Raw genomic sequence first — 21,135 nt, forward strand, 5'->3', positions numbered from 1 at the left:
CCGCCGCCAAGTCGAGTTATCTGTGCTTTGCGCCTATCAAGCTAAGTGGTCGCCAAGCTATTCGGGAGGCAGGTCGAAGGGATCGTCCTCGCGCTCCTCGGAGCGGCGGCGCAGCTCGACGCTGCGTTCGGGCGCGGCCTGCGGATCGAGCGCAAGCAGATCGTCGGCATCGGGGCGCGTTTCGGCGCCATATGGAGCCACGGGGAGGGTGGCGCCCGGCGGGGGCTTGAGCTCGGCCTGCTGCCCGCAGGCTGTCAGCGCCAGCAGTGCGCCGATCGCGATCAGTGAGCGTCTCATTCGTCCATTCCCAGTTCGCTGCGGGCTTCGGCCACGCGCTGCCTTACCTGATCGGGCGCAGTGCCGCCATAGGAGGCGCGCGCCGCGACCGAGGCATCGACCGAGAGCGCAGCAAACACCCGTTCGTCGATGCGGCTGTCGATGCCCTTGAACTCGTCCAGCGAGAGCGCATCGAGCGCCACCCCGCGGCTCTCGGCCAGCCGCACCGCGGTGCCGGTGATGTGATGCGCCTCGCGGAAGGGGATGTCGGCTTCGCGCACCAGCCAGTCGGCGAGATCGGTCGCGGTGGCATAGCCGAGCTCCGCCGCCTGCCGCATCCGCGCAACCTCGAAGCGGCTGTCCGCGATCATCCCGGCGGCGGCGGCGAGGCACAGGTCGAGCAGGCCGGCGGCTTCGAACACCGGCGGCTTGTCGTCCTGCATGTCCTTGGAATAGGCTAGCGGGAGGCCCTTCATCGTCACCATCAGCGCGGTCGCGCAGCCGATGATCCGTCCGGCATGGCCGCGCACCAGCTCGGCGGCGTCGGGGTTCTTCTTCTGCGGCATGATCGAGCTGCCGGTCGAGAGCGTATCGGGCATCCGCACGAAGCCGAAGGGCTGGCTCGCCCAGATGATCAGTTCCTCCGCCAGCCGCGAGAGATGGATCGCGCACTGGCTCGCGGCGGCGAGGTAATCCATCGCAAAATCGCGGTCGGACACGGCATCGAGGCTGTTGCGCGTCGGGCGGGCAAAGTCCAGCGCCCTGGCGGTGGCCTCGCGGTCGATCGGGAAACCGGTCCCGGCCAGCGCCGCGCTGCCCAGCGGGCATTCGTCCATCCGCGCGCGGGCATCGGCAAAGCGGCTGCGGTCGCGCCGAGTCATCTCGTAATAGGCGAGCAGATGGTGTCCCAGCGTCACCGGCTGAGCGGTCTGCAGGTGCGTGAAGCCGGGCATGATCGTCTCGGCATGCTCCTGCGCGCGTCCGACCAGCGCCCGCTGCAGCGCCTCGATCCCGGCCTCGGCGCGCAGCATCGCCTCGCGCATCCACAGGCGGAAATCGGTCGCCACCTGGTCGTTGCGGCTGCGCGCGGTATGCAGCCTACCCGCCACCGGGCCAACCAGTTCGGCGAGCCGCGATTCCACCGTCATGTGGATGTCTTCGAGGTCCCAGTCCTCGGGGACGCCGTCGCGCTCGTATTCGGCAGCGATGGTCTGCAGCCCCTCGTCGATCGCCCGCGCGTCCTCGGCACCGACGATATCCTGCGCCGCCAGCATCGCGACATGCGCCCGGCTGCCCGCGATGTCCTGCCGCCACAGTGCCTTGTCGAAGGGGATCGAAGCGTTGATTTCGCGCATGATCGCGCTAGGCCCTTCGGCGAACCTGCCTCCCCACATCGTATTGGAAGCCTGCTTGTCCCGCGTCTCGCTCACTATCGCCACCATCCTGTTCGCCAGTTTCGGCCTGGCCGGCTGCGATAGGGGAGCACCCGAAGGGGCGCAAGAAAGCTCCGGCGCCAGCGTGGTTACTGGCAAGATCGACCGCAGCCAGGCGGGCGAGCTGATGCCGGCGGTCAATCTGGTCGATCCTGCCGGGCGGGTGCTCAACCTCGGCGCGCTGCAGGGCGATCCGGTGCTGCTCAACCTGTGGGCGACCTGGTGCGCGCCTTGCGTCAAGGAAATGCCGCTGCTCGACGAGCTGGCAGGCGATTACGACGGGAGACTGACCGTGATCGCCGCCAGTCAGGATTTGCAGGGCACCGCTAAGGTGGAGCCTTTCTTCGCCGAGGCGGGGCTCGACAATCTCCATCCCTGGATGGATCCCGAAGCGCTGCTATCGATGGCGCTGGCGGATGCGCTGCCGACGACGGTGCTCTACGACGGCGCCGGCCGCGAAATCTGGCGGGTGACCGGCGAGCTCGACTGGTCGGCCCCCGAAGTGCGCGCGGCGATCGACGAGGCGCTGCCGGCGCAATGAAGGCGCGGGCTAAGGGATTTCCAGACTATGGTGGTGGGCGCTGACGGGCTCGAACCGCCGACCCTCTCGGTGTAAACGAGATGCTCTACCAACTGAGCTAAGCGCCCCACGCGGGGTCCACATAGCGTGCCATGGTGCAAAATCAATTGCCGTTGCGCCACCCGTGCGGCTAGGCGCGGCGGCGATGACTGCCAAGCTCACCGTCCTCGCCACCGGCGGCACCATCGCCGGCATCGCCGGCTCGGCAATCGCCAGCGATTACGATGCCGGCCAGATCGCGATCGAGGATTATCTCCAGGATGTCGCGGGGCTGGGGCTGGCGGCCGAATTGTCAGCGCAGCAGATCGCCAATATCGACTCGGCGGATATCGGCCAGCCGGTCTGGAACGCGCTCCACCGTGCCACCCTCGCGGCGCTGAACGATCCCGAATGCCAGGGGATCATCATCACCCATGGCACCGACACGCTGGAGGAGACCGCCTTCCTGCTCGACTTGACGCTGCCCGCGAGCAAGCCGGTGGTGATGGTCGGGGCGATGCGCCCCGCCGATGCCGTGGGCTATGACGGGTTGCGCAATTTCGCCAATGCAGTGCGGGTCGCGGGCGACGGCGACGCCGCAGGGCGCGGGGTGCTGGTGGTGATGGGCGACCGGATCTTCGGCGCGCGCGACGTGCGCAAGGTCCGGACCCGCGGAACCGAGGCCTTCCGCGGCTTTCCGCGCGAATCGGTCGGGCTGGTCACGCCGTCGTCGCTCGAATGGTTCGGCGCCCCTTGGCGGCTTGGGGCAGGGCCGCAGTTCGACTGGGCCGAAAACCTGCCCGAAGTCGCCATCGTCGCCGCTTATTCGGGCTTGGGCGCGGAGGCGATGGCGCGCTGCATCGGACCCCATACGCGCGGCATCGTCGTGGCCGGCGTCGGCGAAGGGAATATGCCCGAAGCCGTCCGGCGCGAACTGGCCCGCCGCTGCGGACAGGGCCTGCAGGTGGTCCGCGCCAGCCGCGCGGACGAGGGAATGGTCGACGCCGAGCCCGACGACGCGGCCAATGGTTTCGTCGCCTCGCGCGCGCTCACCCCAGCAAAAGCGCGGATCTTGCTGCAATTGCTGATCGCCAGCGGGCAGAGCGACCGCGCCGCGATCCAGCGCGTGTTCAACGGGCACTGAAATCCGGGTCCCGCCGCTGCGAAGACCCGGTTTCGACTGTCTTAGCCGTTGGGCACGACGAGGTATTTCTCGCCGGTCTTCATCGCGCGGTAATCGAGCACCGCATTCTTGGTCAGCATCTCTTCCAGATTGACCTTGCGCTTGTAGCTGCTGGCAAAGGTGGTGGTGAGGTTGGCGAGGACGCGCTGGCGCATCCGCATCACGGTCTCCATGCCCGCCTGGTGGAGGAAGGGCGTCAGCAGCCAGCCCGACAAAGTCCAGCCGAAGCCATAGGAGGGGGTCAGCACCGTGGGGCCCAGATCGAGCCGACCGTAGATGTACATCTTCTTGGGCTGGTTCGACCCGTAGCGGCTGAACTCGGTCATCTTGGACGCGGCGACCTGTTCCATTGCCTTGAAGCAATGATCCACGGTCTTGCCGCCGCCGATCGGATCGAAGCCGAGGTAGGCATCGGTCGCATCGATCGCGCTGCGCAGTTGCGCCATGAAATCCTCGTCGGAGGAGTTGACGACATGCTCGGCCCCTTGCGACTTGAGGAGCTCGACCTGCTCGCGCTTGCGGACGATATTGATCAGCGCCATGCCGTCTTCCTGGCAGATGCGGTTGAGCATCTGACCCAGATTGGAGGCGGCGGCGGAATGGATGATCGCCTTGTGCCCCTCGGCCTTGGCGGTCTCGACGAAGCCCAGGGCCGTCATCGGATTGACGAAGGCACTGGCGCCGTCCTCGGAGGAGACATCGCCGAGCGGCAGGCACATCGCCGCCTCGGCGATTGCATATTCGGAAAAGGCGGTGCCGGGGACGCAGGCGACCCGCTGCCCCATGAGCGCCTTGGCCATCTCGCCATCGCCGGTGGCGACCACGGTGCCGGCGCCTTCATTGCCCACCGGGAGCCGCTGGTCGTGGCGGCCCTTGGCACCCGAAGCGAACGGCTCGGGCATCCGCGCGACCAGTCTGCCCGGCGAATATTCGGCGTTCTCGAGATCCGCAGGCCCGGTCAGCAGCGCGAGATCGGACGGGTTGATCGGCGCGGCTTCCATCCTGACCAGCACCTGATTGCCGGTGGGATCGGGGAAGGTGCTCTCGGCCAGTTCGACGGTCAGCGTACCGTCGCTCGCGAGCGTGGTGAAGATCTGCTTGCCGGTCGTGGTCATCGGTCTCTCTCCTGTGGGGTCTTGTTTGCCTGATCGTGGGTTTGTTCGTCAGTTCGTTCGGGGCCGTGCTCGGAATAGATGGCTTCCATAAAGTAGAGGCCGTGGGGCGGTGCGTTCAACCCCAGTTGCTGACGGTCGCGCGCTTCCAATGCGCTGGCAAGCCTTTCCTCGCTCCACCGGCCCATCCCGACCAGCGCCAGACAGCCGACCATCGAGCGCACCTGATGATGGAGGAAACTGCGCGCCGCGGCATGGATGTGTATCTCTTCGCCGAAGCGTTCGACGTCGAGCCGGTCGAGCGTCTTGACCGGGCTCATGGACTGGCAGTGCGCCGAGCGGAAGGTGGTGAAATCATGTTGCCCGACCAGCCGCTGCGCCGCGCGGTGCATGGCCTCGGCATCCGCCGCCGCGACGACCTGCCAGGCGCGGTCGCGATCCAGGGTCAGCGGCGCCCGGCGGTTGACGATGCGATAAAGATAGCGCCGCCCGGTGCAGGAGAAGCGCGCGTGCCAGTGGGCGGGGACCACTTCGCACTGCGTCACCGCGATCGGATCGGGACGCAGGTGCGCGTTGATCGCCCCCATCAGCCGAAAGGGCGCGAGCCGCGTGTCGATATCGCAATGACAGCGCATCGCCACAGCGTGGACCCCGGCATCAGTCCGACCCGCGCTGTGCAGCGCGACCCGCTCGCCGTTCACCCCATGGATTGCGGTCTCAACCGAGCGCTGGATGCTGGGACCGTCCTTCTGGCGCTGGAAGCCGAAGAAGGGGCCGCCGTCGAATTCGAGAGTGAGCGCGAAACGGGGCATGGGATCAGCCGAGCCTGGTCCCGGGGGCTACCGCGCGGCCGCGCAGGAATTCGCCGCGATCCATCGCTGGCTTGCCGGCCCGCTGGAGCCGCAGCGGCCGGATCGCGCCGCTGCTGCAGGCGATGGCGAGATCGCTATCGAGCACCTCGCCGGCTGAGGCTCCCCCAGCGGCATCCGCAACTTCGGCCTTGAGCAGCTTGATCCGCTCGCCCTCCAGTTCGAACCAAGCACCCGGGAACGGCGCCAGCGCGCGAATTTTCCGCTCGATCGTCGCGGCGTCCTCGCTCCAGTCGATCCGCGCCTCGGACTTGTCGATCTTGGGCGCATAGGTCGCCTCGGCGTCGTTCTGTCGCACCGCGCGGTGGTTCGCCAGTTCGCGCAGCGTGCCGACCATCAGCTGTGCGCCGAGTTCGGAAAGTTCTGCGGTCAGCTCGCCCGTGGTCTGGCGCTCGATCGGCTTGCGCAGCGTGGCCAGCATCGGCCCGGTGTCGAGCCCGGCCTCCATCTGCATGATCGTGATGCCGGTGGTCGGATCGCCCGCCATGATCGCGCGATGGATCGGCGCCGCGCCGCGCCAGCGCGGCAGGATCGAGGCGTGGACGTTGAGGCAGCCATGCGCGGGCGCATCCAGGATGGCCTGCGGCAGGATCAGCCCATAGGCAGCGACCACCGCGATATCCGCCTCCAGCGCGGCGAAGCGCGCCTGCTCCTCAGGCGATTTGAGCGAGCTGGGACAGCGCACCTCGAGGCCCAGCACCTCGGCCTCCTTCTGCACCGGCGAGGGCTGGAGCTGCTTGCCGCGCCCGGCGGGGCGGGGCGGCTGGGTATAGACCGCAACCACCTCATGCGCCGCCTGGTGGAGCGCGCGCAGCGCCGGCACGGCGAATTCGGGCGTTCCCATGAAGATGATGCGCATGCTGGTCTTTCCGCCGGGTCCGCTCCTCGCATGATGCCGAAGGGCGGAGTTTCGGTTTTCATTTTTTGTGGCTGCGCCCTATCTGTCGCCCCATGGTATCGCAAGAGATCGAAACCCTCGCTTCGGCGCTCGCGCGGTTGCCGGGACTGGGCCCGCGCAGCGCGCGCCGCGTCGTGCTGTGGCTGGTCAAGCGCCGCGAGACCGCGCTGCCCGCGCTGATCGAGGCGCTGGCGCAGGTCGGCGAGACGCTGGTCGAATGCGACATCTGCGGCAATGTCGATACCAGCAACCCCTGCGGCATCTGCGCCGATCCGCGCCGCGATACCAAGGCGATCTGCGTGGTCGAGGATGTCGCGGATCTCTGGGCGCTCGATCGCGCCAAGCTGTTCACCGGGACCTATCACGTGCTGGGCGGGCGATTGTCGGCGCTCGATGGCGTGCGCCCCGAGGATCTCGATGTCGCCGGGCTGCTGGCTCGGGTCGAGCGGGGCGGGGTGGACGAGGTGGTGCTGGCGATGAACGCCACGCTCGAGGGGCAGACCACCGCGCATTATCTCGCCGAGCGGCTGGAAGCCTTTTCCATCCGCATCACCCAATTGGCGCACGGGCTGCCGGTGGGCGGCGAGCTCGATTACCTCGACGAGGGCACGCTGGCGCAGGCGCTGCGCGCGCGGCGACCGGTCGGATAGTCGGTTTCACACGAAGGCACGAAGATGTCGTGCTCGCGGCGAAGCAGCATTTGTCCTTTTGAGCAATGCGCATTGAGCGATAGGCCTGCGGCCCGGCGCTCCATCTTCGTGTCTTCGTGTGAGACACAGCGACAGTTGAAGCAAACGCACCCCCGCACTATGTGAAGCCCATGGCTATCCGTGAAATTCTCGAAGTGCCGGATCCCCGGCTCAAACTCGTGTCCGAACCCGTGACCGAATTCGACGAGGGGCTCAAGGAGCTCGTCGCCGACCTGTTCGAAACCATGTACGACGCGCCCGGCATCGGCCTGGCCGCGATCCAGGTCGGCGTGCCCAAGCGGCTGCTGGTTATCGATCTCCAGCCCGACGACGAGACCGCCGAGCCGGAGGTGTGCAACCACGGCGGCCACCAGCACACCCATCAACCGACGCGGCGCGAACCGCGGGTCTTCGTCAATCCGGAGATCCTCGATCCGGCTGAGGAGCTGATGAGCTATCAGGAAGGCTGCCTGTCGGTTCCCGAGATCTACGCCGACGTCGATCGCCCGGCGACCTGCCGCGTGCGCTATCAGGACCTCGAGGGCCAGTGGCACGAGGAAGATCTCGACGGGCTGATGGCGACCTGCCTCCAGCACGAGATGGACCATCTCGAGGGCATTCTGTTCATCGATCATCTCAGCCGGCTCAAGCGCAACATGGCGCTCAAGAAGCTGCGCAAGCTGCGCGAGGCCGCCTAGCAACCCCGCGCAACTCGGGAGCCTGCTGTCCGGCTCAGGCGGCTTCGACCATTCCGTCGAGCGCCTTCACGCAATCTTCCACGCACTCGCGGCACATGCGCTCGCAGCGGCGGCAATGCGCATTGTCGTGCTTTGCGCATTCCTCGGCGCAGACCTTGCAGGCGATGATGCAGGTTTCCAGCAGCGCCTTGATGACCACCGTGTTGCCGTGGGTCCGGCGGGCGGCGACGGTGCTGACTGCCTGGCACACATTCGAGCAATCCAGACATTTGCGGATGCATTCCGACATGTCCATCGGCTCGGCATTGCAGGCATCGGCGCAGCTGTTGCAGATCGCCGCGCAATACATCGTGTGCTTGATCGCCTCCCCAAGCTGCTCGTTGTAGTCGCTGCCCACCTGCGGGTGGTCCTTGATCATTTCCTTGATCGACATAGGGTATTCTCCTTTCGGAGAGGGAGCGGGCGGGGCTGGGGATAGTTCCGAAGCGCGCTTGGCCTGCGTCGCCGTTCCATCTATGTTCCCAGGATGGAAACGCTCGCAACATTCGTCGCGCTCGGGGCGCTGGTCATCGGCACCGCACTCGGATGGTATTTCGGCTCGCGCCCGGTTGCCGAATGGCGAACAAGGCACGGCGAGCGCGACCGGGAGGCGCGGGACCTCGACGAGAAATTCCGCAAGGCGATCGTCGAGCTGGAGAACGCCACCGTCCGTGCGGCTCGCGCGGACGAGTTGACCGAGGAGCTGCGCGAAACGCGGTCCGTCCACGAAACCGCGATGGACGAGGTTCGCCGGAGCAATTCCACCCTGGCGGCCGAACTGGCGACTCTCAAGGAGAAGACCGCCAATTTCGACGAGCAGAAGCGTCTGCTGGTCGAGGCGCGCGAGGAATTGCTCAAGGAATTCCAGAACACCGGTTCGGCGGTGCTGTCCAAGGCGCAGGAGTCCTTTCTGGAACGAGCAACCGAACGTTTCGGGCATTCGGAAAGGACGTCCGAAGCCAAGATCCGCGAGTTGCTCCAGCCGGTGGGCGATCGCCTCAAGAAGTACGAGGACCAGGTCGCTGCTCTGGAAGAAAAGCGGAGCAATGCGTTTTCATCCCTTGCGATGCAGATCGAGCAGATGCGGCTGGGACAGGAAGAGGTCCGGCGCGAGGCGCAGCGGCTGGGCAATTCGCTTACCAACGCTCCCAAGGCTCGCGGGCGCTGGGGCGAGCGGGCGTTGCAGAACGTGCTCGAGCAATGCGGGCTCTCCGAACACACCGATTTCACGCTCGAGCATTCGGTCGAGACCGAGGATGGCCGGCTGCGCCCCGATGCGATCGTCCATGTGCCCGGACAGAAGAAGCTGGTGATCGACGCCAAGGTCTCGCTCAATGCCTATCAGGCGGCGTTCGAGGCCGACAACGACGAGGAGCGGCTGCGCCATCTCGATCTGCACGCCAAGTCGATGCGTAGCCATGTGCAGACGCTGGGCACCAAAGGCTATCAGAGCCAATTCGACGAGGCTCCCGACTATGTGGTCATGTTCGTTCCCGGCGAGCACTTCGTCGCCGCTGCGCTCGAACACGATCCCGAACTGTGGGATTTCGCCTTCCGCAACAAGGTGCTGCTGGCGACCCCGACCAACCTTGTCGCGATCGCGCGCACCGTGGCGCAGGTTTGGCGCCAGGACACGATCGCGCGCGAGGCGGTGGAGATCGGCAAGGCGGGCGCCGAGCTGTACGACCGCCTCGCCGTCGCGGCCGAGCATATGAAGCGCGTCGGCGGGGGATTGGAAACGGCGGTCAACAATTACAACAAGTTCGTCGGCAGTTTCGAGCGCAATGTCCTGTCCGCGGGGCGCCGACTGTCGGAAAAGGGTATCGAGATCGGCAAGCGCGAGATCGAGGAGGTGCCCAAGGTCGAGGCCACCCCGCGCTACAACAACGAGGATGCCGCGCTGATCGAGGACAAGCAGGCGGAGAAGGGCTGATCCGAACCGGAGTTCGTCAGGTTTTGCGCGAGCCGATCTGGCGCAGTTTCTGGGTGGCGATGTCGAGCACCTGGAGCTTGGCGAAATACTTCGCGACCACATCGGCATCTTCGCTCAGGGCATCGCCCAATCCGTCGAGCAGATCGGCGATGCTGAGCAGTTCGTAGGATTCCGAATTGCGCGCCGGCGCCGGAGTGGGTTCGGGGCTGTCCCCCTGCTTGAGCGCCTTGACCACGCTGTCGACCTTTTGCTGGCTGCTCTGACCTGCCGGAAGCCATAGCTGGACATCGGTCGGACGATCGAACCGCATACCCATCGCCTTGCCGTCGCGCCACCCGACCACTCCGGAAGCCGACAGCGTGCCGCGCCGCAAGCGAACGCGCGCGCCGACGTCGGGCAGTTCGGCCGCCTCGACCTTGGCTCCGGACGGGGAGATGTTGCGCAGTCGCACCGGCCCCGACATGGCGTCGGTGGCGATCGTCGCCGCCACGAACAAATTCGTCCGCGGCTCCGCACGCTCTTCGGTGTGATCATTGTCCATCGTTCGACCCGAAACCTAAAGGAAGATGCCAGGCTTTGCCAAGCAAGCTGCACCCGAGTGCGAAGCTTTTCCCCGGCGGGTGTGCAACATATGCCACGCCTTTACTTGTCGAGATGCGCCAATATTTCATAGCCCAGCACCGCTGCGGCGACGGCGGCGTTGAGACTGTCGGCGCGGCCGCGCATCGGCATGGTCACTCGCAGATCGCAGGCCAACTCGTACTCTTCGGGGAGGCCGCGCGATTCATTGCCGACCATAAGGAAGCAGGGTGCGGCATAGGGGGCGCCGCGATAGGGTTGCGCATCGCGCAGGCTGGCGGCGACCAATTGGCCTTTCCCGGCTCGCAGCCAAGGGAGGAATTCATCCCAGCGCGCCTGCGCGATACTTTGCGTGAACACCGCGCCCATGCTGGCGCGAACCGCTTCGACGCTGAAGGGGTCGGCGCAGTCGTCGATCAGGATCAGCCCGCCCGCGCCGATCGCGTCGCCGGTGCGCAGGATGGTGCCCAGATTGCCCGGATCGCGGAGCGCCTGCGCAACCAGCCAGATCGGCGCGCGGCTGCGGTCGATCGCCCTCAGCGCGGTGTCGAATTCGGCGAACACTCCGGCAATCGCCTGTGGATTGTCCTTGCCGGTGATCTTCGCCAGAATGTCGGGCGTCGTCTCGACGATTTCGCCCCCGGCTGCGCCGACCTCCGCCTCCAGGGCGGCGAGCAGTGGGTGCGGATCGCGGGCTTCGGAAAGCACCAGCATTTCGGGCAGATGACCGGCATCACGCGCATCGGTCAGCAGCCGCAGCCCTTCTGTCAGAAAGCGGCGCTCGCGCTTGCGGTGCTTCTTGTCGCGCAGCGCGCGCAGCGCCTTGACGGTGGGGTTGGAAAATCCGGTGATCCGGCGGCGTTCGGTCATGGCAGCAGCGCGGCGCTCAGGTTTCGCCGAACCCGTCCTCGATCATCGCGGACAGCTGTTCCATGACCTCGTCCGCGTTCTCGCCCGAAACGGTCAGCACGATCGTATCGCCCTTGGCTGCACCTAGCATCATCAGGCCGAGGATCGATCCGCCGGCTGCGGCGGTTCCGTCCTTCGCCACGGTGACCTTGGTGTCTAACGGCAATTCGGTGACGGCGCCAACGAATTTCGCGCTGGCCCGCGCGTGCAGACCGCGCTGGTTGACCACCGTCAGTTCGCGCCGCAGCTCGCTCAAGAAGCCTGCTTTCGCGATGCGGCCTCGTCGTGGCCGAGAAACTTGCTGGCGACGGTGATGTAATTGCGCCCGGCTTCCTGCGCCGCCTCGACCGCCTGGGTCACATCCATCGCCTTGCGGGCGCCGGCCAGCCTGATCAGCATCGGGAGGTTGATCCCGGCGATGACTTCGACCCGGCCGGCGTCGAGCAGCGAGATGGCGAGGTTGGAGGGGGTGCCGCCGAACAGATCGGTCAGGATGATCGCGCCCTTGCCGGTATCGACAGCCGTGATAGCGTCGGCGATCTGCTGGCGGCGGCGCTCCATATCGTCATTGGGGCCGATGCTGATCGCCGCGATGCAGTCCTGCTTGCCCACGACATGTTCCATCGCATCGATGAAATGCTCGGCGAGCTTGCCGTGGGTGACGAGGATCAAGCCGATCATGCGTGGGGGGTCCCTGTCGTCCTGTGTCATATGACGAAAGCTGTGCGCCCTTGATCCTGTCTCAAGGCTGAGTCAACCGGCCAGCGCGGCTTGTCCCTCGGTTGCATCGGTGGCGCGAGCGGTGAGGTTGCGATGCAGCACCGTGGGTGCGCGCCCGGCCTCCTGCAGGGCCTTGGTCAGCTTTTCCGCCGTATACACCGAGCGGTGCCGCCCTCCGGTACAGCCGAAGGCGATCGTTAGATAAGCGCGGCCCTGCGCTTCGTAATGCGGCAGCAGTTCGAGCACCAGGTCGCGGATGCGCGCAAAGCCGGGTGCGAAGGCCGGATCCTTCTCGATATAGGCCCCCACCGCCGGATCGAGTCCGGTCTGCGCGCGCAGACCGTCGACCCAGTGCGGATTGTCGAGAAAGCGCATGTCGAACACCAGATCGGCCAGCGGTGGCATGCCGCGCGCGAAGCCGAAACTGTTGACGGTGATCGTCAATTCCTGAGGCGCATCGTCGGCGAAGCGATCGCGGATCGACTGCTGCAGATCGTTGCTGGTGAAATTGGTGGTATCGATCACGGTTTCAGCCCAGCGGCGCACCGGATCGAGCAGCTCTCGTTCCGCTCGGATGCCTTCGCCGATCGGCCGACCGCGCGCCATCGGGTGACGCCGACGAGTTTCGTTGTAGCGCCGCTCGACCTCGCCGCTGGCGCAATCGAGATAGAGCGTTTGAACCTCGATGTCGTCGCGCTCGCGCTCGAGTTCCTTGATCCGCTGGACCAGTTCGGCGGGGATGAAATCGCGGGTGCGCGAATCCACCCCGATCGCCAGCGGCATGACCTGACATTCGTCCTTGGACAGCAGGTCCGGCAGCAGCCGGATCGGGAAATTGTCGATCGCCTCCCAACCCAGGTCCTCCAGCACCTGCAGGGCGGTGGATTTGCCCGCGCCGGAGATACCGGTGACGATGAGGATCTTCTGCGCCTGCACAGTGTGCGATTCGGTATGCGGTTCGCTTGTCATCGCACCAGTCTGTCAGTCCTTCAGCGAATGTAAATGGACGCTCTCAGCGTCCGACACAGTTCAGGGGATCCCGAAGCGTGCCAGCGCGTATTCGGCACGGATGGCAGCGGCTGGTGCACGCGCCCGGAAGTCCAGCCGAGGGATCGCTCGCCCGAACCATTCACCGCTGCCGGGCTCGGGCAGGCGCGGCGCGGCCTCGGCGAGTAGCAAAGAAAGCGCCACGGGCGCTTCGCTGCAGGGCAGATCGACGATGCCCACGCCGCGGATCTCGAGCTTGCCCGCGATATTGGGAGGCGGGGCGGCCCACAGCGTCTCACCGCGAAGATCGAGAGCGACACCATCGTCGCCGACGAGGACCGCACCGCGATCGATCAGTTGCAGCGCGAGGGTCGACTTGCCGCTGCCCGGGGCTCCTTCGATCAGCACGCCGCGGCCCCCGATCGCTACGCAGGTGATGTTGGCGATCGCCTGCGCCACGGCGTCAACGCTTGATCGCGGGCAGGCTCAGCACGAAGCGTGCGCCATGCTCGCCATCGCTTCGTGCGGCGGCGGTGAGCCTGCCGTCATGCGCCTCGGCGACCGCGCGGGCGATCGCCAGCCCCAGGCCGGAATGATTGCCGAAATCCTCCGCATCGGGACGCAGCGAGTGGAAGCGCTCGAAAATCTGCTCGCGTCGCTCTTCCGGTATACCGGGACCCTCGTCGCTCACCGAGAGCAGGATTCTCCCGTCGCGGGCTTCGAGATCGATCGCGATCGCGCCCTCGGGCGGCGAGAAGGACACCGCATTGTCGAGCAGGTTTTCGATCACCCGCTCGAGCCGCGCGGGTTCGCCCATTACGCCATAGCTGCCCTCGGCCGCTTCGAAGCGGATCGTGCGTCCCTCGTTCTCGTGGCGGTCCTCGCGCGAGCCGATGATATTGCGCACCAGCCGCGCCAGATCGAGCTCCTGGAACGTGGTCCGCGAAAGCTCCGCATCGATCCGGCTGGCGTCGGAAATATCGGACACCAGCCGATCGATCCGGCGCACGTCGTGGCTCGCGATATCGTTGAGCTGGCGGCGCAGGTCGGGGTCCTCGACTGTGGCGAGCGATTCGACCGCGCTGCGCAGGCTGGCGAGCGGGTTCTTGATTTCATGCGCGACATCGGCGGCAAAGCTTTCGACCGCGTCGATCCGCTGGCGCAGAGCGTCGGTCATATCCGACACCGCACGCGCCAGCATGCCGATCTCGTCGCGCCGCTGCGGCAGTCGCGGAACCTCGACCTGCCGGTCGCGGCCCTGCCGCACCCGCGCCGCCGCCTGCACCAGTTCCCGCAACGGCCGCACGATCGTCTGCGCGAGAAACAGCGACAGCAGCGTCGAGACCAGCAGTGCGACCAATACCACCAGCGCCACCGTCGAGCGCGCCTCGCGCACCCGCTGATTGATATCGACCGGATTGCGCGTGATCAGCAGAGAATCGCCATCGAGTCCCACCGGGGCCGCCGCGGTGATGACATGGCTGCCATCGGGCGCGTCGCGCAGCACGATCTGGGTCAGGTTCTCGCTCCGCGCGCGGGCGAGCTCGGGCCAGGCATCGGCGAAATCGGAAGCAGGCTCGATGTAGTCGGGCAGGATCGGAGCGCCGACGATCCGGTCGAACCAGCGGTCGAGCGTGAGCGCGAATTCCTCGCGTCCGTCGGTGGGCTTCTCGGCCAGCGTGAAGGACGGCGGGCCAAGCGCGAAACTGTCCGATTCGAGCATCCCTTCCGGACCGTAGACGCGGATGCGCAAGCGCTGCTCCTTGCCGATCTGGATCAGCAGCGCCTCCTGCCGCGCCGGGCTGGCGCCCGCGAGCGCCTCGGCGGTGATCTGCGCCTCGACCAGCGCCAGCTTGAAGCGTTCGTCGAGCAATTGCTCGCGATAGGAATCGAGATAGATGAAGCCGCCGCCAAGCAGCACCAGCGGCAGCACATTGACGAACAGGATCCGGCTGGTGAGCGAGAGGCGTCCCGTCAGACCCCTCTCCTTCCTCGGTGTACCGTTCCCCGGTACGCGGCTTCGCTCGGGCACGCCGTCAGCTTTCGGCGAAACTGTAACCGGCGCCGTAGAGCGTATCGATAGCCGCGAACCCGTCGTCGACCGCCCGGAACTTGCGCCGCATCCGCTTGATATGGCTGTCCACCGTGCGATCGTCGACGAAGACATCGTCGGGATAGGCGGCATCCATCAGCTGATTGCGGCTCTTGATCACGCCGGGTCGCTGCGCCAGCGCCTCGAGGATCAGGAATTCGGTCACGGTCAGCGACACCGCGCGACCGGCCCAGGTCACCTGATGGCGTGAAGGGTCCATCACCAGCCGACCGCGTTCGATTGTCTCGGTGGGGCGCTCGCTCTCGGGTTGCGGGGCGGCACCCTCGGGCAGCACCGCGTCGCTGCGGCGCAGGATCGCGCGGATGCGCGCCAGCAGCAGGCGCAGGCTGAACGGCTTGGCGATGTAATCGTCCGCGCCCAGCTCGAGCCCGGCTTCTTCGTCCTGCTCGTGATCCTTGCTGGTCAGGAAGATCACCGGCAGCGCAGAATGCTCGCGCAGCCGGCGCAGCAATTCCATCCCGTCCATTTTGGGCATCTTGATGTCGAACACCGCCAGATGCGGCGGGTTGTCGAGCAGCGCCTTGAGCGCCGCCTCGCCATCGGAATAGACCCTGGTGGCATAGCCTTCCGACTGGAGCGCTATCGAAACCGAGGTCAGAATGTTGCGATCGTCGTCCACCAACGCGATCACGGTGCGCCCGTCGAGCGGGGGCGCGGCTTCCGGCGTTGGGGAATGCTCCCCGCTCTCCGGATCCGGTTGTAGCGTTTCATTGTCCATACAGGGTTTTACCTATCCGCTTTGCCGCGCCAAGACAACGCGCGCGAGCCCCGATTGGCCTGCGGCTTCATGGTCGGTACATCCTTCAAATTGACGCGGCGGCACGGCGTGCCTAATAGTTGCTCGAGGCTCGCTGCATCAGCATGTGCCCGCGCCGCCCCATACAGCCCGTTCCGTTCGGAGACTTCAGTGCCTTCTTCGCTTTCCCATTCGCTCGCCGATCAAGGCATCGCCACCGATGCGACGATCCACGCCAACCTGTCCGCGGAAGAGCTGACGAAAGCCGCGCTGGCGAACAGGGAAGGGCGCCGCGCCAAGCACGGGCCTCTGGTGGTCGAGACCGGCGCGCACACCGGGCGCAGCGCCAAGGACAAGTTCATCGTCCGCGACGGCGAGACCGAAGAGACGGTGTGGTGGGACAACAACGCCTCGATGACGCCGGCTCAGTTTGCGGCGTTGAAGGAGGATTTCCTCGCCGAGGTGAAGGGCAAGGACACGCTCTACGTGGCCGATTTGTTCGGCGGCTCGCAGCCCGAGTACCGCGTCAAGGTCCGCGTCATCAACGAACTGGCGTGGCACAACCAGTTCATCCGCACACTGCTGGTGCGCCCCACGGTGGAGGAGCTCGAAGGTTTCGTCCCGGAATACACCATCATCGACCTCCCCGGCTTTCGCGCCGATCCCGAACGCCACGGATGCCGTAGCGAGACGGTGATCGCGGTCAGCCTGTCCGAGAAGCTGATCCTGATCGGCGGGACCAAATATGCCGGCGAGATGAAGAAGAGCGTGTTCGGCATCCTCAACTACCTTCTGCCGCCGCAAGGCGTGATGCCGATGCATTGTTCGGCCAATATCGGGCCCGACGGCAAGACCGCGGTGTTCTTCGGCCTTTCGGGCACCGGCAAGACCACGCTCAGCGCCGACGCCAGCCGCACGCTGATCGGCGACGACGAGCATGGCTGGTCGGATACGGCGGTCTTCAATTTCGAAGGCGGCTGCTACGCCAAGATGATCCGCCTCGACCCCGAGGCCGAGCCCGAGATCTTCGCCACCACCCGCATGGAAGGCACCGTGCTCGAGAACGTGGTGATGGACGAGGAGGGCGAGATCGATCTCGACGACAACAGCCTCGCCGAGAACACGCGCGGCGCCTATCCGCTGTCGTCGATCCCCAACACCAGCGCCGAGAATCTCGGCCCGCCGCCGTCCAATGTGATCATGCTGACCGCCGATGCCTTCGGCGTGCTGCCTCCGATCGCGCGGCTGACCCCCGATCAGGCGATGTACCACTTCCTCTCTGGCTACACCGCCAAGGTCGCCGGGACCGAGATCGGCGTCACCGAGCCACAGGCGACCTTCTCGACCTGTTTCGGCGCTCCCTTCATGCCGCGCCACCCCAGCGTCTATGGCAATCTGCTCAAGAAGCGGATCGCCGAGGGCGGGGCGCAGTGCTGGCTGGTCAACACCGGCTGGACCGGCGGCAAATACGGCACCGGCAAGCGGATGCCGATCAAGGCCACCCGCGCGCTGCTCAACGCCGCGCTCGACGGTTCGCTCAACGATGCGGAATTCCGCAAGGACCCGAACTTCGGGTTCGAGGTGCCGGTCTCGGTGCCGGCGCTGGACGAGGCCAGGCTCGACAGCGCGATCCTCGATCCGCGTACCACTTGGGACGACAAGGACGAATACGACCGGACCGCGCAGAAGCTGGTGCGGTTGTTCGTCGACAATTTCGAACCCTTCGCGGAACACGTCGATCAGGGCGTGCGCGACGCCGCTCCGGCCGCCGCCTAGTATCCGGAGCCGAGACCGAGCCGTATTGGCGGTGTAAAAGGAAACCCCCGCCCGGATACCGGAGCGGGGGTTTCTTAGTCAGTGAGACAGATCCGGTTGGAGAGTAGGGGCCTATTCGGCGCCCTCCTTGCCGCCGTCGTCGCCATCTGTGCTGATGCTCGCGGTGACGTCGCCGGCGTTGAAGGGAACGCCTTCCTCGGCGGTCGCTAACAGGGCCATCAACATTCGCGCCGAATTGGTCATCTGGCCTCCATGCGGGTTGGCGGCGACGGGAGCCAGCTTTTGGCTGGCCTGTTCGATCTCGCCGAACCGCGCATGCATGACGGCGGTGTTCAGCGCCAGATGATGATCGAAGGGAGCGAGTTCGGACGCCCACTCGAGTGCTTGGCGCGCAGTCTGGTTGGGAGGCTCGTTCTGCTCGGCGAAGCTGCGGTAGTAGTAGATCAGCGGCAAGGGATGGTCGTTTTCGATCGCGTTGAGCGCCGAGAAGGGCGCCATCGCCCGGGCGTAAGCGGCCTTGGAGTCAGGCGCGCTTCCGGCCATCCGGAACAGGGCGAAACCCTTCTGGACATATGCGTTGGCCCGATTGGGATCGACCGCGATCGCCCGGTCCGCGGCGGCGATCGCCTCGGCATCGTTGCCCGCGTCGAATTCGGCTTCCGCCAGCGCGGTCTGGACCCCGGGATCGTCGGGGTATCGACGCGCGATCTTGCGCGCATCCTCGAGCACTTCGCGCGCCGTTTCCCGATCGACCCCGCGCTGCGAGCGGATCCGGACGTCCATCATCTTTGCCTCGCCTTCGGGCAGTTCGCGCAGGCGGACCTCGCCGATCGCGATCTTTTCGGCGGGTAGCTTCAAATTGTAGAGCGAACGTCGCTTCAGATAGCGATCGAGGTCCTTTTCGAGCTCGTCGAGATCGCCGAAGGCGGCATCCGCCGCCTCGAGCGCTGCATCGCCCGCGATGATCCGGTTCCCGTATCCGGTCAACTGGCCGCGGCGCGATTCTTCGAAGGTCATGAAGTGGTAGAGCAGCCAGCTGCGGCCGTAAAAGGCATCGTAGCCCTTGCGCTCGCTGCTGTCGTAGAGCGCTGCGTCGAGCAACTCCCTGATCGGGACCTCGTCGGCGAATGCGAGTTCGCCAGCGCGATGTTGCGCAGGCCGGCCCACCTGCACACTGCCGTCGTCGTTGAAGGTCGCAGCGGCGAAGAATTCCGCTGCGCCCTCGCTCAGCCAGCGGGGCATGGCGTAGGACGAACTGGCGATCAGAAAGTGGTGCGCATATTCGTGCAGCAGCACGGTGGTCGAGAAGCTGGGATAGCCGCTTTTCATCTGGATGTTCTGGACGAAAGCGCGCGAGGCGCCAGCGCGGGGCACGTAGAAGCCTGCGATCGAGCGGCTGTTCGTTCCCGCAAGCCGACGAATGTCGCTCTGATTGCCGACCACGAAGATCACCAGCCGGTTGGACGGGCTGGGTTTGGCAATCTCGCGACCGGTCACATATTCGAGCGCCGAGTGATAGCGTTCCAGGTTCTGCGAGAACTCGCGGACGTCCCGCTCGCTGTCGTCGGCATAGATGACGAAGTGATCGCTCGACGCCTCGTACCAGGCGGCGCTGGCCGGCGCTCCGAAGCCGAACAGCGCCATAAGCGACAGAAAAGCGACCACGAATCTCATGCCAAATCCCCCATCCGACGAGGGCAGGCTAAGGCAATTCACCCGTGATGCAAGGCGGATGCGGGGGCCTTGCGCCTCCGCGTGCTATCAAGCAGCCCGGGTCGATGTCGTCTCGATATAGCGCCCGACATTCTTCGCCAGCACGTCGAGCGGCGCGTTGCCACCGAGCACCACCGCATCGTTGAAGGCCTTGAAATCATAGGCCTCGCCCAATTCCGCTTCGGCCCGCGCGCGCTGACGGACGATCTCGCTGTGGCCGACCTTGTAGCCGCAGGCCTGGCCCGGCCAGCTGCAATAGCGATCGACCTCGGAAGCCACTTCCTCGTATTTGCTCCCGTTGCGCTCGACGAAGAAATTGCGCGCCTGTTCGCGGGTCCAGCGCTTGTGATGCAGCCCGGTATCGACCACCATCCGGCAGGCGCGGAAGGCCAGCGCCTGGAGATAGCCCAGCCGTCCGACCTCGAACTCGTCATAGGCGCCCAACTCGTCGGCGAGCTGTTCGCCATAGAGCGCCCAGCCTTCGGAGAAGGCGTTGAAGGCGAGGATTGAGCGGATCAGCGGCAGGCGATTGGAATATTCGCCCTCCCAGACATGACCCGGGATGGTCTCGTGATAGGTCAGGTCGGCGAGATCGTATTTGCGATGCAGATCGGTGGTGCGCAGATTGATCCACATCCGACCTGGAATCGTGCCATCCTTACTACCCGCACCGCCATAGGCGGCGGGTGCGCCCGGTTCTTCCGACAGCGGCAGGCGGCGGACCTCGAGCTTGGGATCGACCAGCGTATTGAAGGCGCGCGGCATCTGCGCGGTGATCCAGTCGATCCGTTCGTGGATGAAGTCCATGATCTGCTCGCGCCCCGGATCGCCTTGCGCGAACTGATAGCGCGGATCGCGGCTCAGCGCCTGCATCCGCTCGCCCACGCTACCGCTGGTATAGCCGATTTCGCGCAGGATCGGGTCCATGCGCGCGTGCAGCATCGCGAGTTCCTCAAGGCCGCGCTCGTGCACCTCGTCGGGGCTGAGACTGGTGGTGGTGCTGGCGCGCAGCGCCCAATCGTACCATTCGTCGCCGCGCGGCTGGCTCCACATTCCCGGGTCGCCATCGGCCATGCCTCGCTGGAGCCCGAGTTCGGCCAATTGGCGGGTGAGCGCATCGGCTATCGGTCCGGTGACCAGCGGTTCGGCGCGCGCGGCGAATGCGGGCGGCATTCCCTTGGCGGCGAGGTTCTGGCGCAATTGCGCGACGAACAATTCGCCCGATTGCGCGCTGGCGATCGTGCTCTGCATCTGGTCGATCGCCTTGTCGATCAGGAAGCTGGGCGGGATCACGCCCATCCCGCGCGCTGCCTGCATCCGTTCCAGCTCGCCATCGAGCACCCGGGGTAGCGCCTCCAGCCGCGCCATATAGGCATCGGCGTCGCTGCCATCCTCGAGCGGATGGGCGCTGTCCATGAATCGCGGCATGTCGAGATAGGTGCCCACGTTCTGGATCACGACATAGGGAGCGTTGCGCCAGCTGCCGACCGCGACATCGCCATAGGGCAACGCAAAGCCATCGAGCGCGGTCGAATAGGCGCTTTCGACGACATCGAGGCTGGTCACCAGATCGGGATCGAGCCCCTCACGCGGCACCAGGCGCACCCGCTCCAGATCCTGCCGCAGCGTGGCGGCGTAACGATCCTGCCCCGCCTGCGACTGATCTTCCAGCCGCGCGCGCAGATCCGCATGGCGACCGGTGTCGACGCCGAGAGAGGTGGCGCGCTCGGGTTCGTGTTCGAGGAGATTGTAGGCGACCACTTCGAGCAACCGCTCGGCCCCGATCGACTGCGCCTGTGCAATGGCGGCGGGGCGACCGAGGGTGGTGCATCCGCCCAGGGTAAGGGCGGTGGTTGCGCCAAGCCCGGCGAGGGCTTGACGGCGGGTGATGGCAAAGCTGGTCTGGGTCATGC

22 protein-coding genes and 1 tRNA gene are annotated in these 21,135 nt (G+C 66.0%); 6 read left to right on the top strand and 17 right to left on the bottom strand.

What is annotated here, in order from left to right:
• Positions 1-57: 57 nt before the first annotated feature.
• Together Q9K01_RS04805 and argH are read right to left on the bottom strand one after the other, a co-directional pair.
• Positions 58-297, bottom strand: coding sequence for a lipoprotein (locus Q9K01_RS04805; RefSeq protein WP_305929049.1), 240 nt, complete (start codon positions 295-297; stop codon positions 58-60).
• Entirely contained in the window at positions 294-1,670 is a 1,377-nt protein-coding gene (gene argH, locus Q9K01_RS04810) for an argininosuccinate lyase (RefSeq protein ID WP_305929185.1), read from the bottom strand. The genes Q9K01_RS04805 and argH overlap by 4 nt, the downstream gene beginning before the upstream one ends.
• A 16-nt stretch (positions 1,671-1,686) precedes the next feature.
• Here argH and Q9K01_RS04815 point away from each other — a divergent pair, with 16 nt between their 5' ends.
• On the top strand, positions 1,687-2,250 hold the full coding sequence (locus tag Q9K01_RS04815; protein ID WP_305929050.1) for a TlpA family protein disulfide reductase: 564 nt from the start codon (positions 1,687-1,689) through the stop codon (positions 2,248-2,250).
• A 31-nt stretch (positions 2,251-2,281) separates the two neighbouring features.
• Here Q9K01_RS04815 and Q9K01_RS04820 read toward each other — a convergent pair.
• Positions 2,282-2,357, bottom strand: a tRNA-Val gene (locus tag Q9K01_RS04820).
• Positions 2,358-2,434: 77 nt separating this feature from the next.
• Here Q9K01_RS04820 and Q9K01_RS04825 point away from each other — a divergent pair.
• Positions 2,435-3,412 (top strand): asparaginase, encoded by a 978-nt coding sequence (locus tag Q9K01_RS04825; RefSeq protein WP_305929051.1) that lies wholly within the window; start codon positions 2,435-2,437, stop codon positions 3,410-3,412.
• 41 nt (positions 3,413-3,453) lie between these two features.
• Here Q9K01_RS04825 and Q9K01_RS04830 read toward each other — a convergent pair whose 3' ends face one another.
• Genes Q9K01_RS04830 through fmt form a run of 3 tightly spaced genes read right to left on the bottom strand, consistent with a single transcriptional unit; the run spans position 3,454 to position 6,291 of the window.
• Entirely contained in the window at positions 3,454-4,566 is a 1,113-nt protein-coding gene (locus Q9K01_RS04830; RefSeq protein WP_305929052.1) for a zinc-binding dehydrogenase, read from the bottom strand.
• Complete coding sequence (truA, locus tag Q9K01_RS04835) at positions 4,563-5,375, bottom strand: tRNA pseudouridine(38-40) synthase TruA (RefSeq protein ID WP_305929053.1); 813 nt, start codon at positions 5,373-5,375, stop codon at positions 4,563-4,565. The genes Q9K01_RS04830 and truA overlap by 4 nt, the downstream gene beginning before the upstream one ends.
• Positions 5,376-5,379: 4 nt before the next feature.
• Positions 5,380-6,291 carry a methionyl-tRNA formyltransferase gene (gene fmt, locus Q9K01_RS04840; RefSeq protein WP_305929054.1) on the bottom strand — a complete coding sequence of 304 codons (912 nt, stop codon included), beginning with the start codon at positions 6,289-6,291 and terminating at the stop codon, positions 5,380-5,382.
• A gap of 92 nt (positions 6,292-6,383) precedes the next feature.
• Here fmt and recR point away from each other — a divergent pair, with 92 nt between their 5' ends.
• Both recR and def read left to right on the top strand, forming a co-directional pair.
• The gene (gene recR / locus Q9K01_RS04845; RefSeq protein WP_305929055.1) at positions 6,384-6,980 is read left to right on the top strand and encodes a recombination mediator RecR; all 597 of its coding nucleotides are present in this window, start codon (positions 6,384-6,386) and stop codon (positions 6,978-6,980) included.
• Positions 6,981-7,150: 170 nt separating this feature from the next.
• Positions 7,151-7,717 carry a peptide deformylase gene (gene def / locus Q9K01_RS04850; RefSeq protein ID WP_305929056.1) on the top strand — a complete coding sequence of 189 codons (567 nt, stop codon included), beginning with the start codon at positions 7,151-7,153 and terminating at the stop codon, positions 7,715-7,717.
• Between the two features lie 34 nt (positions 7,718-7,751).
• On the opposite strand, the gene Q9K01_RS04855 is transcribed toward def, so the two are convergent.
• The gene (locus Q9K01_RS04855; RefSeq protein WP_305929057.1) at positions 7,752-8,150 is read right to left on the bottom strand and encodes a four-helix bundle copper-binding protein; all 399 of its coding nucleotides are present in this window, start codon (positions 8,148-8,150) and stop codon (positions 7,752-7,754) included.
• Between the two features lie 93 nt (positions 8,151-8,243).
• Here Q9K01_RS04855 and Q9K01_RS04860 point away from each other — a divergent pair, with 93 nt between their 5' ends.
• Entirely contained in the window at positions 8,244-9,689 is a 1,446-nt protein-coding gene (locus Q9K01_RS04860; RefSeq protein WP_305929058.1) for a DNA recombination protein RmuC, read from the top strand.
• A gap of 16 nt (positions 9,690-9,705) precedes the next feature.
• Here Q9K01_RS04860 and Q9K01_RS04865 read toward each other — a convergent pair whose 3' ends face one another.
• The 8 genes from Q9K01_RS04865 to Q9K01_RS04900 form a co-directional block, all read right to left on the bottom strand.
• Positions 9,706-10,230, bottom strand: coding sequence for a PilZ domain-containing protein (locus tag Q9K01_RS04865; RefSeq protein WP_305929059.1), 525 nt, complete (start codon positions 10,228-10,230; stop codon positions 9,706-9,708).
• A 101-nt stretch (positions 10,231-10,331) separates the two neighbouring features.
• The gene (locus Q9K01_RS04870; RefSeq protein WP_305929060.1) at positions 10,332-11,138 is read right to left on the bottom strand and encodes a TrmH family RNA methyltransferase; all 807 of its coding nucleotides are present in this window, start codon (positions 11,136-11,138) and stop codon (positions 10,332-10,334) included.
• A gap of 16 nt (positions 11,139-11,154) precedes the next feature.
• Positions 11,155-11,433, bottom strand: coding sequence for an HPr family phosphocarrier protein (locus Q9K01_RS04875; RefSeq protein WP_305929061.1), 279 nt, complete (start codon positions 11,431-11,433; stop codon positions 11,155-11,157).
• On the bottom strand, positions 11,430-11,858 hold the full coding sequence (locus Q9K01_RS04880; protein WP_305929186.1) for a PTS sugar transporter subunit IIA: 429 nt from the start codon (positions 11,856-11,858) through the stop codon (positions 11,430-11,432). Before Q9K01_RS04880 ends, Q9K01_RS04875 begins: the two co-directional genes overlap by 4 nt.
• A gap of 72 nt (positions 11,859-11,930) precedes the next feature.
• On the bottom strand, positions 11,931-12,866 hold the full coding sequence (gene rapZ, locus Q9K01_RS04885; protein WP_305929062.1) for an RNase adapter RapZ: 936 nt from the start codon (positions 12,864-12,866) through the stop codon (positions 11,931-11,933).
• Positions 12,867-12,926: 60 nt separating this feature from the next.
• Positions 12,927-13,343 carry an HPr kinase/phosphorylase gene (locus Q9K01_RS04890; RefSeq protein WP_305929063.1) on the bottom strand — a complete coding sequence of 139 codons (417 nt, stop codon included), beginning with the start codon at positions 13,341-13,343 and terminating at the stop codon, positions 12,927-12,929.
• Between the two features lie 4 nt (positions 13,344-13,347).
• On the bottom strand, positions 13,348-14,916 hold the full coding sequence (locus Q9K01_RS04895) for a sensor histidine kinase (protein WP_305929064.1): 1,569 nt from the start codon (positions 14,914-14,916) through the stop codon (positions 13,348-13,350).
• A 4-nt stretch (positions 14,917-14,920) separates the two neighbouring features.
• Positions 14,921-15,715, bottom strand: a complete 795-nt coding sequence (locus tag Q9K01_RS04900) for a response regulator transcription factor (protein ID WP_305929065.1) — start codon at positions 15,713-15,715, stop codon at positions 14,921-14,923.
• A gap of 189 nt (positions 15,716-15,904) precedes the next feature.
• Between Q9K01_RS04900 and Q9K01_RS04905 the strand changes: the two genes are divergently transcribed.
• Entirely contained in the window at positions 15,905-17,509 is a 1,605-nt protein-coding gene (locus Q9K01_RS04905) for a phosphoenolpyruvate carboxykinase (protein WP_305929066.1), read from the top strand.
• A 111-nt stretch (positions 17,510-17,620) separates the two neighbouring features.
• Here Q9K01_RS04905 and Q9K01_RS04910 read toward each other — a convergent pair whose 3' ends face one another.
• Together Q9K01_RS04910 and Q9K01_RS04915 are read right to left on the bottom strand one after the other, a co-directional pair.
• Positions 17,621-19,183, bottom strand: coding sequence for a tetratricopeptide repeat protein (locus Q9K01_RS04910; protein WP_305929067.1), 1,563 nt, complete (start codon positions 19,181-19,183; stop codon positions 17,621-17,623).
• Between the two features lie 87 nt (positions 19,184-19,270).
• Positions 19,271-21,133: a DUF885 domain-containing protein gene (locus Q9K01_RS04915; protein WP_305929068.1), complete on the bottom strand. Its 1,863-nt coding sequence runs from the start codon at positions 21,131-21,133 to the stop codon at positions 19,271-19,273.
• Positions 21,134-21,135: the final 2 nt, after the last annotated feature.

The organism is Qipengyuania benthica, assembly GCF_030717865.1.
Classification (GTDB): domain Bacteria; phylum Pseudomonadota; class Alphaproteobacteria; order Sphingomonadales; family Sphingomonadaceae; genus Qipengyuania; species Qipengyuania benthica.